This is a genomic window from Coprococcus sp. OM06-34AC, from assembly GCF_003462545.1.
In the GTDB taxonomy this organism is placed as follows: Bacteria; Bacillota; Clostridia; order Lachnospirales; family Lachnospiraceae; genus Coprococcus; species Coprococcus aceti.
This window is the reverse complement of record NZ_QTZF01000004.1, coordinates 252,006-265,526: the sequence shown is the minus strand read 5'-3', so window position 1 is coordinate 265,526 and position 13,521 is coordinate 252,006. Positions and strand designations below refer to the sequence as shown.

The 13,521-nt window shown below is 43.8% G+C and carries 14 protein-coding genes; all 14 read right to left on the bottom strand.

The features are described 5' to 3' along the window. Positions 1 to 18: 18 nt before the first annotated feature. The 14 genes from hisIE to DXB91_RS08905 all read right to left on the bottom strand — a co-directional run bounded on the left by hisIE (position 19) and on the right by DXB91_RS08905 (position 13,475). Positions 19 to 1,293 (bottom strand): bifunctional phosphoribosyl-AMP cyclohydrolase/phosphoribosyl-ATP diphosphatase HisIE, encoded by a 1,275-nt coding sequence (hisIE, locus tag DXB91_RS08970; RefSeq protein ID WP_117548979.1) that lies wholly within the window; start codon positions 1,291 to 1,293, stop codon positions 19 to 21. 17 nt (positions 1,294 to 1,310) lie between these two features. Further along, positions 1,311 to 1,913 carry an imidazoleglycerol-phosphate dehydratase HisB gene (gene hisB / locus DXB91_RS08965; RefSeq protein WP_118017597.1) on the bottom strand — a complete coding sequence of 201 codons (603 nt, stop codon included), beginning with the start codon at positions 1,911 to 1,913 and terminating at the stop codon, positions 1,311 to 1,313. Positions 1,914 to 1,950: 37 nt separating this feature from the next. Beyond that, the gene (gene hisD / locus DXB91_RS08960) at positions 1,951 to 3,243 is read right to left on the bottom strand and encodes a histidinol dehydrogenase (protein WP_117548980.1); all 1,293 of its coding nucleotides are present in this window, start codon (positions 3,241 to 3,243) and stop codon (positions 1,951 to 1,953) included. Positions 3,244 to 3,293: 50 nt separating this feature from the next. After that, positions 3,294 to 3,944 (bottom strand): ATP phosphoribosyltransferase, encoded by a 651-nt coding sequence (gene hisG, locus DXB91_RS08955; protein WP_118017595.1) that lies wholly within the window; start codon positions 3,942 to 3,944, stop codon positions 3,294 to 3,296. Between the two features lie 58 nt (positions 3,945 to 4,002). Next, complete coding sequence (hisZ, locus tag DXB91_RS08950; RefSeq protein WP_117548981.1) at positions 4,003 to 5,253, bottom strand: ATP phosphoribosyltransferase regulatory subunit; 1,251 nt, start codon at positions 5,251 to 5,253, stop codon at positions 4,003 to 4,005. Positions 5,254 to 5,384: 131 nt separating this feature from the next. Further along, positions 5,385 to 5,918, bottom strand: coding sequence for a Holliday junction resolvase RecU (locus DXB91_RS08945; protein ID WP_118017593.1), 534 nt, complete (start codon positions 5,916 to 5,918; stop codon positions 5,385 to 5,387). After that, positions 5,919 to 6,923 (bottom strand): RluA family pseudouridine synthase, encoded by a 1,005-nt coding sequence (locus tag DXB91_RS08940; RefSeq protein ID WP_118017591.1) that lies wholly within the window; start codon positions 6,921 to 6,923, stop codon positions 5,919 to 5,921. A 6-nt stretch (positions 6,924 to 6,929) separates the two neighbouring features. Beyond that, positions 6,930 to 7,499, bottom strand: a complete 570-nt coding sequence (locus DXB91_RS08935) for a hypothetical protein (protein WP_118017589.1) — start codon at positions 7,497 to 7,499, stop codon at positions 6,930 to 6,932. A 60-nt stretch (positions 7,500 to 7,559) separates the two neighbouring features. Beyond that, a complete protein-coding gene (locus DXB91_RS08930; RefSeq protein WP_243003551.1) occupies positions 7,560 to 8,327 on the bottom strand; it encodes an SDR family NAD(P)-dependent oxidoreductase in 768 nt (255 codons plus the stop codon). Next, positions 8,324 to 9,709 (bottom strand): RsmF rRNA methyltransferase first C-terminal domain-containing protein, encoded by a 1,386-nt coding sequence (locus tag DXB91_RS08925; RefSeq protein ID WP_118017585.1) that lies wholly within the window; start codon positions 9,707 to 9,709, stop codon positions 8,324 to 8,326. The genes DXB91_RS08930 and DXB91_RS08925 overlap by 4 nt, the downstream gene beginning before the upstream one ends. A gap of 11 nt (positions 9,710 to 9,720) precedes the next feature. Continuing rightward, positions 9,721 to 10,524 carry a GTP pyrophosphokinase gene (locus tag DXB91_RS08920; RefSeq protein ID WP_022216499.1) on the bottom strand — a complete coding sequence of 268 codons (804 nt, stop codon included), beginning with the start codon at positions 10,522 to 10,524 and terminating at the stop codon, positions 9,721 to 9,723. Between the two features lie 27 nt (positions 10,525 to 10,551). Continuing rightward, the gene (locus tag DXB91_RS08915) at positions 10,552 to 11,370 is read right to left on the bottom strand and encodes a tetratricopeptide repeat protein (RefSeq protein WP_118017583.1); all 819 of its coding nucleotides are present in this window, start codon (positions 11,368 to 11,370) and stop codon (positions 10,552 to 10,554) included. Positions 11,371 to 11,556: 186 nt separating this feature from the next. After that, positions 11,557 to 12,735: a phosphoribosylaminoimidazolecarboxamide formyltransferase gene (locus DXB91_RS08910; protein WP_118017581.1), complete on the bottom strand. Its 1,179-nt coding sequence runs from the start codon at positions 12,733 to 12,735 to the stop codon at positions 11,557 to 11,559. Between the two features lie 26 nt (positions 12,736 to 12,761). Beyond that, a complete protein-coding gene (locus DXB91_RS08905; protein ID WP_022216500.1) occupies positions 12,762 to 13,475 on the bottom strand; it encodes an IMP cyclohydrolase in 714 nt (237 codons plus the stop codon). Between the last annotated feature and the right edge of the window lie 46 nt (positions 13,476 to 13,521).

Genomic DNA, 13,521 nt, shown 5'->3' with positions numbered 1-13,521 from the left:
TGTCTAATATCCTCCACTCTATCTTCTGTCAGCCAGTTCTTCTGTAATATCTTTCCAGCTGATTCCTCTCTCTACCATCAGACACATGAGATGATAAAGGAAGTCAGATATTTCATATTTTATATCCTCTGAATCAGGATTCTTGGCAGCTATGACTATCTCCGTAGCTCCCTCACCGACCTTCTTCAGGATCTTGTCAATACCCTTGCCGAACAGATAATTGGTATAAGAATCATCTCCTGGCTGATCCTTTCTGTCGCGTATGGTATTGTATACCTCCTCGAATACCTTCATAGGATTGGTATCATTGTACTCCTTTCTCACCAGATCTGTAAAGAAACAAGTACGGCTGCCTGTATGACACGCAGCTCCTATTTGTGACACCTTGGCAAGTATGGTGTCCTTGTCACAGTCTATCGTAAGAGATTTGACAAACTGATAATGACCGGATGTATCACCCTTGGTCCACAACTCATTGCGGCTGCGGCTCCAGTATGTCATGCGTCCTGTTCTGATGGTCTTCTCATACGACTCCTTGTTCATATAAGCAACCATGAGCACTTCACCGGTCTTATAGTGCTGTGTAACACATGGAATAAGTCCATCCGAATTGAGTTTGAACGCCTCAAAAGGCATGGACGATTCAAACAGATCCACATCTATATTTGCCTCACGGCAACGCTGTTTAATCTCCATTATATCCATCTTCTGGAGATTGTACAGAGAAATTGATTCAGCATTTGTCTCATTGAGCATCTCTGCCACAGCTTCCCCGTTAGTGGAATATGTAGAAACTATAACAGGAAGTGCAACATTTTCTCTTATGGATTTTACTATATCCAGATATTCCGGCACCATGTTGTTGTGAAGCAGCAGAAGTTCTCCCGCTCCAAGCGCCTTCAGTTTTCTGGCATATCCGACAGGATCATCACACTCACTCAGATCTATAGTACAGATTATTCGCTCTGAACCAAATCTGTCAGAAGCCTCAGTGACAAGCTCCGGCGTGTTCAGTGCCGCAGATTTCATACATACCTTGGATGCACCTGCATACAGAAGCTTCTTGACATCTTCAAGCTCCCTCACACCGCCACAGGCAATAAGTGGAATATCAACACTGTCACATATCTGTCTTATAATGGCAACATTGGGTTCTCTGCCATCTTTTGTTGCCTTGCTGTCAAAATAAGCTATCTCATCAGCTCCGGCATCATTGTAATATTTTGCCATCTCGACCGCATTGTTCAGATCCAGACATGGAATTATCTTTTTGCAGATCATATCATTATCCATAGTGAACCAGCACCTCCTTAAAGTGTGCCCTTGGTAGAAAGCACCTTTCCGTTTAATCTTCTGTCATAAGTTGTCGCCTCATCAAGAGCCTTCGCAAATGCCTTGAATGCGGCCTCTATGATGTGGTGATCGTTCTCCCCTGAGAACTGCTTAATATTGAGATTCATCTCAGCAGCGTATGATACTGCATAGAAGAATTCCTTGACCATCTGTGTGTCGAAGTATCCAACCCTCTCTGTGCGGAGGTTCAGATCATAGACAAGATATGGTCTTCCCGACAGATCTATGGCACACATTACGAGAGTCTCGTCCATCGGCAGGAAGAAATTGCCAAATCTCTTGATGGCCTTCTTGTCTCCAAGAGCCTCCTTGATGGCCTTGCCCAGCACAATTCCCACATCCTCAATGGTGTGGTGACAATCCACATACAGATCTCCCTTGACTGTAACGTTGAGATCAAAGAAACCATGCCTCGCAAAACTTGTGAGCATGTGGTCAAAGAAACCGATTCCTGTGTCGATCTTTGACTGTCCTTTTCCATCTATATTAAACTCGAGGGTTATGTCTGTCTCGTTTGTCGTTCTTGTACATTTGGCGATTCTAGCTGCTTTCTCTGCCATATCCCTGTCTCCTTCCCATATTCTATATCATTATGTCTTATTTTTCAAATCTTACTGCTATTGAATTGGCATGTGCTGTGAGCTGCTCAGCCTTGGCAAATGCTTCAATGTCAGTGTGAACTGCCTCAAGTGCCTCTCTTGAATAGTAGATTATGCTGGATTTCTTGATGAAATCGTCTACTGAAAGCGGTGAGAAGAACTTTGCTGTACCGTTTGTTGGAAGTACATGGTTAGGGCCTGCAAAGTAATCTCCAAGAGGCTCTGATGAGTATTCTCCGATAAATATAGCTCCAGCATTCTTCACTCTTGTCATCACGTCAAATGGATTGGCTGTGACGATCTCGAGATGCTCTGATGCAATGTCGTTGACAGCATCTATGGCATCGCTCATGTTGTCTGCAAGAAGAATATACCCGTAATTGTCTATAGACTTTCTCATTATCTCTTTTCTTGAAAGCTCATCGATGAACTTGTCAACCTGAACTGATACCTTCTCGGCAAGCTCCTCTGATGTGGTCACAAGTATGGCTGATGCCATCTCGTCATGCTCTGCCTGTGACAGCAGATCTGCAGCCACGTATCTAGAATTGGCAGTCTCATCGGCAAGTACCATTACCTCTGATGGGCCGGCTATGGAATCTATGCTGACATGTCCGTATACGGCACGCTTTGCAAGAGCGACAAATATGTTTCCAGGGCCAACTATCTTGTCAACCTTAGGTACTGACTCTGTTCCGTATGCAAGGGCAGCTATGGCCTGCGCGCCGCCTGCCTTGTATATCTCATCCACTCCTGCTTCCTTTGCTGCAACGAGTGTTGTGGCGTACACCTCACCCTCAGCATTACATGGAGTTGTCATGACTATCTTCTCAACGCCTGCAACCTTTGCCGGCATAACATTCATCAGAACTGATGAAGGGTAAACAGCCTTTCCACCCGGAACATAGACACCTACAGATGCAAGTGCTGTAACCTTCTGTCCGAGAAGAGTTCCATTTGGCTTGGAGTCAAACCAGCTATACTGCTTCTGCTTCTCATGGTACTCCCAAATGTTCTTCTTGGCTTTTCTGATAACGTCCAGGAGCTCAGGGCTGACCTGTGTATATGCGTAGTCTATCTCCTCCTGTGTAACCTTCACGTTATCTGCTGTTATTTCTGCCTTGTCGAACTTCTTTGTGTATGAGAAGAGTGCGGCATCACCGTTATCCCTCACATCGTCAACTATTCCCTGTACAGTCTCTGCATAATTACCGAAATTACTTGGACTTCTCTTTAGAAGATTCTTCAGAAGATCCTTCTTTGTCTCTGCATTAAGCTTTACGATTCTCATCTCTGTTATGCCTCCGTGTGATTATCAATTTGTTATATTATCTATATATGTTACTTGTTCTCTTCCTTTATAAGTCTGTTGAGATCTTCCAACAGCTTGTGTATCCTCTCATTCTCCATCTTGAGACTTACCTGGTTCACAACCATGCGGGCTGAGAGTGGACAAACTTCCTCAAGCACCTCAAGTCCATTCTCCCTGAGTGTGCTTCCTGTCTCAACTATATCTACGATCACCTCTGAAAGTCCAACTATAGGAGCGAGCTCCACTGAACCATTGAGCTTGATTATCTCAACTGTCTGGTGCTTACGGTTGTTGAAGTAATCCTTTGCGATCACCGGATACTTACTTGCAACTCTTATGATCTCATTCTTCTTGAGAAGCTCTCTGGCAGATGCCGGTCCGCATACACACATGTGGCACTTTCCAAAGCCAAGATCCATGACCTCATACAGGTTTCTTCCCTCCTCAAGTATTGTGTCCTTACCTACAACGCCTATATCGGCCGCACCATATTCTACATAAGTAGGAACATCTGTGGCCTTTGACAGGAAGAACTTCATCTTAAGCTCCTCGTTCACAAATATAAGCTTTCTTGTGTCGGGATCCTTCATCTCCTCACATGTTATACCTATCTGTTCAAGCAGCGCAAGTGTCTTTTTTGCAAGTCGCCCCTTAGCAAGGGCAAATGTTAAATATCTCATCTCTCCATAACCTTTCATCTAATTCAATCTATTCTCAATCAAGCCGTAAAAGTTTCTTCTATAAATTGCCATCCCACTTGGAGTGTGATCGGCTTATCAGATCGTATGCCACCGCATCGCCTGACTGCTCAAAATATATAAGGCCTGAGAAATGTTCTCTTCCCGCATACTCAATATAGTCGTCAACAGATTTCTTCTGTGACTTTCTTATGAGTTCTATCTTCCGTCCCTCACTTCTGAGCTTCATGCCGGCCTTGATCGCCTTGCCCTGATTCTCTATATCATAGAGGATGATCGTATTGGAATAATCCACATCTATGTCTATATTCTGTCTGTTCATGGCCATTATGAGCTCCTCAACAGTGAAGGCAAAACCGATAGACGGTGCATCCTTTCCAAACTGTTTAAGGAGGTTATTGTAACGGCCGCCCTTGACAACAGCGTCACCGGTTCCGTAAGTATATCCGCGGAATATGATTCCTGTATAGTAGTTGTATCCGTCAAGCATACCGAGATCAAAGCTTATGTGATCCTGATATCCATAGCACTCAAGGGCTGCATATACTCTTCTGAGTCTCTTCACAGCTTCAAGTGATGTCTCATTTGACACATATCCCTCTGCCTTGTCAAGCATGGATATTCCGCCGAACAGAGAGTCAAATGCAACAAATGCTTTCTTAAGAGATTCACTTATATCAAGCGCATCCACATATTCCTCAAGTCCGAAGAAGTTCTTGATGTGGATATACTCCTTTATCTGATTCTCCTCGTCCTCACTGATTCCCGACTCAGCCACAAGCCCCTTGAAGTAGTCGATCTGGCCTATCTCGATCTGGAAATCACTGATCCCGATCTCGTTGAAGCAGTCTATCACAGTTGCGATTATCTCAGCGTCAGCAGCGGATGAATCATCATTTACAAGCTCGGCACCGATCTGTGTAACTTCCTTAAGCTTACCCTGAAGCTTAAGTGTATTGGTATATGTGTTACCCGTATAGCAGAGTCTGACCGGAAGCTCCTCATCTGCATAATACTTTGCAACACATCTTGCTATCGAAGGTGTTATATCAGGTCTGAGCACCAGAGTATTGTTGTCCCTGTCAAAGAACTTGTACATCTCATTGGAAGGTGCTGAGCCCTTGTCTCTGTTAAATATATCAAAAAACTCAAATGTAGGTGTCTCTATATCGTGATAGCTGTATAACTCCAGAATATGATGGAGTTCATGCATAACCTTTCTCTTCTTCTTACATTCTACATCGTAGGTGTCTCTCACTCCATCCGGGGTCTGTAACAGTTTGTCCTGCATAATCATGTCTCCTTGTCAATTAAACTTTGCCATGCTTCACGTTCTTCATTTTACTTCATCACATTAAAGTGATAATTTGCTACTTTGGTAGCATGTCAACGTGCACATTATATTAAAGCGCATTGTATTTGTCAACCTCTATCATCAAGATCCCTGCTTAGAGGTTCAAGATAATGTACCAATGCACCACCCTTGGCTCTTATAAAGAAATTTGTATCAAGTTCATTGTACTTGAAGTTATTGGCATGCCCATTCTCGGCTCTCTCAAGATATCCCTTAAGCTCCTCGAATCTCATATAATACAGTTCATTTCGTCCCGAGAACATTATGATAAGGAAGCTTACACCGTTCTGTCTCTCGAAATCCTCCATGAACCTTATCTGATGCTCATGAATGTTGCGCATTGTAAATGTGTCAGTGGCACATTCCTTTGCATCGAAACATACCGGAACTCCCTGGACAACACCTATATAGTCGACGGTTGAATCCTTCTCGAAATACGCCAGAGTGATCTGGCTGCTGTCCTTGTCAATCTTTATCGGCGTGATAGGTGTCGGGATCTTCTGGACCAGCGCAAGGTTCTTCTGTCTGTAATATTCATTTGTGTGGTTTATCATATCCTCCAGTGTGGAGCCACGAAGTCCTCGCGAATTCCATGTAGCCATCTATTCAAACAAATCCTTTTCTATTCTTTTATACATATCAGGCTTGAATGCTGAGAAGCTCTTGCCCGTCAGATAGTCCAGTCCACCGACAACATCGGTAAACTCCACCTCGCCGCAGTGCAGAATCTGGTTTCTAAGCTTGTATGTCTGTCTGAAATGTATGTTTGTCTCCCTGTCACCATACTTCTGGTCACCGATCACCGGATACCCCATGTGCTGGAGCTGTGCCCTTATCTGGTGGGTCTTACCCGTTATGAGCTTTACCTTAAGCTCTGTATATTTTCCATTTGTTCTGACCGGCTGGAATATAGTATGGATCTTATCATAGCCCAAGTCCCCGGCAGCCCTGCGTATCTCCTCCACGCTGTCACGTATTGTCACAGTGTTCTTCTTATCATCCTTCACGAGATATGCCGTAATATCCTGCGTCTCCGTCATATTACCCTTGACTATGGTGTAGTAATATTTGTCTATGCGTCTCTCCCTTATGATCCTCGAAAGCTCCTGGCTTCCCATAAGTGACACTCCACACAGAACAAGGCCGGAGGTATTCCTGTCCAGCCTGTTGCATACAGAAGGCTTGAAGGTTCTGAGCTGAGTCTCAGTTATATACTCATTGTCAAGCAGATAATCGATGACACTCTCATTGATCGAGTAATCGTCCTTCGATGCCTTCTGTGACAATACACCCGCCGGTTTATTGACTATAAGTATGTTGTGGTCGTGATATATGATCTCCGGTTTGAACCTGTTTCCACCTGTGGAAGCACCGGCTCTCACGCTGTCATCCCTGAATGAATCTATGGTCTCATCCGACAGGTAGAGCTGTATCACATCCCCCACATACACGATCTCATTTCCAACCGCCTTGCCATTATTAAGTTTTATGTTTTTCTTTCTTATCATCCTGTAGACGAAGCTTGAAGGAGCCTTGTTAAGGTACTTCATGACCAGCTTGTTAAGCCTCTGGCCGGCTTCGTTCTTTGAAATAACTATCTCTCTCATTTTTTTCTATATTCCCAGCTCATATAATCTGTTTCTGATCTTCTCATCGGCACCGACAAATTCATCTGAAGGTGCTTTGATCTTCTCGGCCTTTGCCACAAAACCATCAATGTCTGTGGTTATGATCACAACATATTTTTTCTGGTCTGCCAGAGCCTCTGTAATGATCTTCTTGAGTGCTGCCTCATCAGGTATCTTTTTGCCATATCCACCATTGTAGTAAAACAACATTCTGCCATCTCTTATGACCGCAGCAGGGAAATACAATATTCCCTCGTACCTGCTTATCGACACATCATATACAAGTGACGGATCCCCAAAGTATGATAACTTCTCAATTTTAGCGTACTCATTCTTCGTGAGTTCCTTGAACCCCGCACACATTATGTATGCCACAAGCTGTTTTGCGAGCGGCAGGGCGACGAGTATCGGTATGACTATAAATACAGTCTTTCTTGTGTCAAACATAGCCACAGTAAAGAATACTCCGGCTATAACAAACAATCCAAGTACAATGATACTTATAAGAACATTTCTCTTATGCCTGTTCATGTATCCGTGTTGTCCTTTTTCCATATCATCCTCCATTTATCTCTGGTCTGGCTGTAGAGCTATGTCCGCCTGCAGCCCATATATCTACTTCATAAATCTGATCAGCAAATTGTGAGGCAGGTATTTGCTCACAAGTCTGAACGCCTTCATGAGCGGTGAATAAACTGATATATCACTCATGTAATATGCGTCAAATAATGCTCTTTTTACGACCTTGACAGGATTTGCTCTGAGCACCATCTTGTAAGGCTTTGACTTGGTATACTTCTGGGCAACGTCAAAGAACTCTGTCTTGACAGGTCCCGGACATACAGCCGTAACTGTGATTCCCCTGCCTGCAAGCTCTCTGTTAAGTGCCCTTGAAAAGCTTAAAACCATCGACTTTGATGCCGCATATATTGCAAATGATGGCTGAGGCAGGAACGCCGCTGACGAAGCAAGATTGATTATATTTGATGGGCCTGCCATATATGGCAATGAAATATGAGTTATGGCTGCCAGCGCCTTGCAGTTGAGGTCAAGCATTCCCGTGACATCGTCCACTGTCATATTCTCAAAATGTCCCGCTATTCCATATCCGGCCGCATTGACCAGGACTCTTATTGACGGATCCTGTCTCTCGAGAAGATTTCTGTAGAATTTGATATCTGCTTCCTTTGTGAGGTCAAGCGCAAGTATCCTGACAAGCTTTCCGCTGACCGCATTTATCTCAGCCTTTACCTCTGCAAGCCTGTCCTTTCTTCTGGCGATAAGCCATATCTCGTCGACAGTTCTGTATTTCTGTGCTATCTGAATTGCAAATTCTCTTCCAATCCCTGAAGATGCTCCTGTGATTATAGCTACCTTTCTCATGACATCATCCTCCATCCCGATAAATATTTGTTTTTTAATACTCCTCTGTTGTTCTTGGCCCACCCGAGCGGATATCCATCCACGCAGACAAGCACATACCCATTCTCTATATCCTGATCATCTTCCAGCTCGACGGTCTCTCCCTTTAAATACTTTATGACCCTTATGTCATCCGCCGAAAAACTCACAACATTGTCAAACTGATCTGACTTGAGATACATCGCAAGTGACTGACTCGGTTCAAATCTGTTCTTCTTGACCTCACCGAGGAACAGTCCATGCCTCAAAAGCCTGAGTCCCTTAACATCAGGCATTCCCTCTGATATATAATAAAGTCTTCCCTTATTTTCCTCTATCCTGTCTGTCTTTATACCCGCAGACTCAGATACATGCTTTATAAATGCGATGAAATCCTCATCCGGCCTGTACGACTTGAACGAGTATGTTAAGTTTCCTCTATATGAGTCATCCTGATCCTTTTCAAACAGAGCTATGAAATGACCTTCGCCCTTCACGTGATGAGGCCACAGTCTTGAACACTTCACAAGCTCAGGATTGCCGGTCTCTCCCCAGGCCGGATTACCGTCATCAAATTTCTCATATTTAGGAAAATCCACAAGATGCATACTGTCATCTATCGACAGCAGATACTCCACCGACCTCTCATCCTCCTCGGGGGAAAATGTACATGTGGAATAAAGCAGCTTTCCGCCTGGTTTCAGCATCTTGCACGCTTCATTTAATATTCCTCTCTGCAGTCCGGCAAAAAGTTCAGTTCCGTTGTTCTCCCATGCAGTCATCATCGATGAGGATTTTCTGAACATGCCCTCTCCGGAACACGGTGCATCTATAAGTATCTTATCGAATGTATCCTCAAATGCCTTTGACAGATTATTTGGAGGTTCACTTACCACACACATGTTTCCTATTCCGAAAAGTTCCAGGTTCTTCAGAAGCGCCTTGGCTCTTGAATTGCTTATATCATTGGATATAAGTATTCCTGTGCCATTAAGCTTCGCCGCAAGCTCGGTGGATTTGCCTCCCGGTGCCGCGCATATATCTAGTACCACATCTCCATCCTCTATATCCAGAACGCTGGCAGGTGTCATGGCACTTGGCTCCTGTATATAATAGAGCCCCGCATAATAGTATGGATGCTTGGACGGCGTATACTTCCTGTGATCATAGTAAAAACCATTCTTAGTCCACGGCACAGGCTCCAACTCGAAAGGACTTATCTTCAGAAAGTCCTCCACGGATATCTTGGATGTATTCACCCTGATTCCATGATACATATCACTGTCAAAACACTTTATATAATCCTCGTATTCATCGCCAAGCTGTATTCTGATCCTCTCGTCAAACGCCTTTGGTAAAGCCATAACAAACTCCTTTATCTTACGCTCTGGGCCTTGTAACCCTCAGCTATTATGTCAAGCTGCTTTGCAAAATTCTCAAGCAGCTCCATATCATCCTTCTTATATATAGAATAAAACTCATCCTGAATCTTCTGGATCTCTCTTGGATTTCCCACCTTGTACAGATTCTGGATATTCACAATGATCTCCGAAACTATATTCGCCTTGATATTGAACGAATTCTGTGCATCCATGATCTCTCCGCGGACATAAGACATCTCCCTGTCAAGTGCAACGGTGGCATCCGCAGCGTTCTTGAGCTTCGCCCTTATATCCTCTGGAATTCCCTTCCTGTACTTGTACTGCAATGAATGTTCTATGGTTGCCCAAAAGTTCATCGCCATTGTCCTTATCTGGATCTCCGCCTGTATGGTGGTGCATCCATTTACCGTATATACATCGTAATCAAGTATGATGTGATAGCTCTGATAGCCGCTGGCCTTGGCATTTGCTATATAATCCTTCTCCTCGCGTATCCTCATGTCCTGTCTGCCACGTATGATCTCAACCACCTTGCTGATATCCTCGGTGAACTGGCACATGATCCTGATTCCGGCTATGTCATCCATCTCCTCAACGATCCGGTCCATAGGAATATTCTTCTTCTGAAGCTTATCGATAATACTGGAGACCGTTTTCACCCTTCCGGTCACACTCTCTATAGGTGAGTATTTTCCCATACTCTTGTACTGCATTATTATGTGGTTGAACTTCACGAGAAGCTCATCAACCGCCTGCTCGTAAGGAGACAGTATCTCCTTCCAAAGCTGAATCTCCATATAAAATAACTCCTCCCAATACAAATACTACTGTGACACTCTTGTGCTCAGGAATGTAAACTCCTTCTGTCCTTTCTCATAATCCGGATACTCAGACACAAGCTGTCCCGCTATCTCATAAGCCTTATCGTAATCCTCGTTCTTCTCATAATATGTTATCTCAAGCATCAGGAGCTCTTTTCTGTATATCTTGTCTCCACTGTCAAGTCCATTTGTAATATATGCGATCGCAGACTCCATATCACCGTTATTCAGATAATATGAACCGTACATGGCATATACATACGAGTTGAATCCAAATGTCTGGACATATTTTTCATAGCTCTCAAACATCTTATCGGATTCATCAGTAACTGCGTAGCATGTTCCTATGTACATATAAAGCTCCGGATATGTCTCCGCCTGCTTCAGAAGCACATCGAGAGCCCCGCCATAATTTCCCTGTGAGAAATCACTGAGTGCAGTTGCCAGCTCCTTCAAATCTTTTACATTAGAACCGGTAAATGAATCCTGTATCAATTCGTTGTATGTATTTGCAGCCTCTGTGTACTGCGCGCTCTTGAGATACGCATCAGCCAGATACAGCTTTATATTCTGATCCTTTTTCTTTGAGAACAATTGATTCTCTGTCAGGGCATTGTCAAATGAATCTATTGCCTCCTGATACGAACCTGACTTGTAATATTTTACGCCCTGATCGTAAAGTTCATCCTTCTGTGACACTATTGCCGATATGGCGTAAGAGATCAGCAATACAGCCACACATGCAAGTATCACCAATGTAAAAATAAGTTTATAGTTGATCTTTCTTCTCTCTTTAAATATGCTGCGTTTACGTCTAGACATATGTTATCTCCTTTGAATCACAGTATTTTTATTACACGGCATAGCTACCGCAGTTTATACATCATTTTATATTAGCACAATCCAACAATAATATAAAGTAAAAAAGCGGCTTTGCTGATTTTCATCAGCAAAACCGCCCTCAATTCTTCTATAAATACAATATCTGACGCCGACAGGCCTGGCAGATTAGTGATGGAATAATCTGATTCCTGTAAATACCATGACCATATCGTACTTGTCAGCACACTCGATAACAAGATCGTCACGAACTGATCCGCCAGGCTGTGCAATGTACTTGACACCGCTCTTGTGAGCTCTCTCTATATTGTCTGAGAATGGGAAGAATGCATCTGATCCAAGGACAACATCTGTGTTCTGCGCAAGCCATGCCTTCTTCTGCTCTGCTGTGAACACCTCAGGCTTAACCTTGAATCTCTTCTGCCACTCGCCTTCCTTAAGAACGTCCTCATACTCATCACCCATGTATACGTCGATGGCATTGTCTCTGTCGGCTCTTCCAAGTCCGTCAACAAACTGAAGTTCCATAACCTGTGGTGACTGACGAAGGAACCAGTTGTCTGCCTTCTGTCCTGCAAGTCTTGTACAGTGGATTCTTGACTGCTGTCCGGCTCCGATACCTATAGCCTGTCCACCCTTTACATAACATACAGAGTTAGACTGTGTATACTTGAGTGTTATGAGCGCGATCTTCATATCGATCTCAGCCTGCTCTGGAAGATCCTTGTTCTTTGTAACAAAGTTTGACAGAAGATCCTTGTCGATCTTGAGCTCATTTCTTCCCTGCTCAAATGTAACACCGTATACCTGCTTTCTCTCGATCTCAGCAGGAACATAGTTCTCATCTATCTGGATGATGTTGTAATTTCCCTTCTTCTTTGCAAGGAGAAGTTCCATAGCCTCATCTGTGTATCCAGGAGCGATAACACCATCTGATACCTCTCTCTTGATAAGGCGTGCTGTGTCTGCGTCACATACATCTGAAAGTGCGATGAAATCACCAAATGATGACATTCTGTCAGCACCTCTTGCTCTTGCATATGCGCATGCAAGTGGTGAGAGCTCTCCGAGATCATCTACCCAGTAGATCTTTGCAAGTGTATCGTTAAGTGGAAGTCCAACTGCAGCGCCTGCTGGTGAAACATGCTTGAATGATGTTGCTGCTGGAAGTCCTGTTGCCGCCTTGAGTTCCTTTACGAGCTGCCATCCGTTAAATGCATCAAGGAAGTTGATGTATCCAGGCTTGCCGTTTAAAACCTTGACAGGAAGATCACTGCCATCCCCCATATATATTCTTGATGGCTTCTGATTTGGATTACAACCGTACTTTAACTGAATCTCGTTCATGATCAAATATCTCCTTTATTCTTTAATTACTTATTCTTGTTCACGATCTTTGTCTCGTACTCACCTGTTGCGATGTCAATATATCTGACGAACAGTGACACCTTGTTGTCCTCATTGAGGCTGTTCCATACCTTGTCTGTGAACTCATCGATATCACCGGATATCTTAACCCACTTTGGCTCACCCTCAAAGCTTGGGAGCGGATTACCATCATGCATATATGTGTGAATGAAATGTCCCTCACCGGCTACAGGGTTCTCGTATGAGAATGTGTATCTGTTATTTGCAGCAGGGTTGCCGTTGTTGCTCTTAAGTATGGACATTGAATAGTCGAACACGCCATTCTTTATGTGCATGACACCTGAGATTCTAGGTGTGTAGTTAGGGCCGTCAGGCTCAAACTGTCTGCTTCTGAGTGACTGCTCAAATGTGAGCTCATCGTCAAGTCCGTCATATATAGTGTCTGTCTGATCGCCATTTGTAACTATAGTCTTGTTGCCAAGAACTCTTACAGGTGCATAGATGATAAGGCTTGGATCCTCAAGCTTTGATGGATCAAACGCCTCTGTTCTGATTCCTTCGCCCTCTGTCACAAATACTCTGTTACGGCTGTTTGAGCTTCTTCCCATGATGAAATAAGCTGTCACTGCCTTCTTACCATCCTCGGACACACCGATAACGATTCCGCGTCCTGGATATGCATTTTCGCTAAGTTCCTTCTCAAGTGATAACATTTCCATTTTCTGTTGTACCTCCATGTGTTTTCTCGTACCTGTGAGCTGATGT